Below are 890 nucleotides of genomic sequence, written 5' to 3' on the forward strand. Positions count from 1 at the left end.
CCGCCGGACACCGGCACACCGTCTTCCCCGCCGCGGTCGAGGCCTGGGCCGAATTCGGCGGCCTGCACATCGCCCCCACCGGCCCCGGCCGCCAGATCGCCCCCGCCACCCTGCACCTGGACCCCCTGCACGGCCTCCACATGGCCCGCACCCTCGGTGACCTCGGCCGCGCCCTCGACACCCGGACCTGCCCCCTCGGCACCGAGACCGACAGCCAGGCCCTCATCGCCATCGACACCGAAGGCCGCGTATACGCCCTCGACCACACCGGCGACTGGTACCTCGGCCCCGACATCGACCAGGCCCTCGCCACCCTCGTCTCCGGCGCCCAGCCGAGCCGCCTCACCACGGGCTGACAGGCCACCGCGAGCCGACAGACCACCACGGACCGAAAACCACCACGCACAGGCTGAAGACCCCCACGGGCTGAAACCCCCACGGACCCACGGGCACGGACCCACAGGCACGGACCCACAGGCACGGACCCACAGGCGTCGCGGCCGGCCTCGCGGCTAGGACGCCGGAATCACCGCCGACACCCGGAAACCCCCCGCGTCGGTCGGCCCCGACACGAACACGCCGCCCAGCGCGGTCACCCGCTCCTTCATCCCGACCAGCCCGTTGCCCCCCGACGGCAACCGCGCCGAGGACCGCTCCTCCGGCGGCGGCTCGTTCTCCACCTGCATCGCGATCTCCGACGCCCGGTGCGCCAGCCGCACATACGTCTTCGCGCCCGCCGCGTGCTTGTGGACGTTGGTCAGGGCCTCCTGCACCACCCGGAACGCCGTCGACTCCACCTCCGCCGCATACGAACCCCCCTCCCCCTCCACGGACAGGTTCACGACCATCCCGGCCGCCTCCGACTGCCCGATCAACTCGTCCAACTCGGA

The 890-nt window shown here is 73.0% G+C and carries 1 protein-coding gene and 1 pseudogene; one reads left to right on the forward strand and one right to left on the reverse strand.

Going from position 1 to position 890, the window contains the following annotated elements; all coding sequences use genetic code 11:
• Nucleotides 1–356, forward strand: a 356-nt coding sequence (locus EBH09_RS14775; protein WP_238697314.1) for an SUKH-3 domain-containing protein, incomplete at its 5' end; no start/stop codon positions are given.
• Nucleotides 357–512: 156 nt separating this feature from the next.
• Here the strand turns inward: EBH09_RS14775 and EBH09_RS14780 are convergent.
• Nucleotides 513–890 (reverse strand): annotated as a pseudogene (locus EBH09_RS14780) (sensor histidine kinase); the annotation flags it as partial.

Source organism: Streptomyces sp. E2N166 (assembly GCF_003671715.1).
Lineage (GTDB): Bacteria > Actinomycetota > Actinomycetes > Streptomycetales > Streptomycetaceae > Streptomyces > Streptomyces thinghirensis.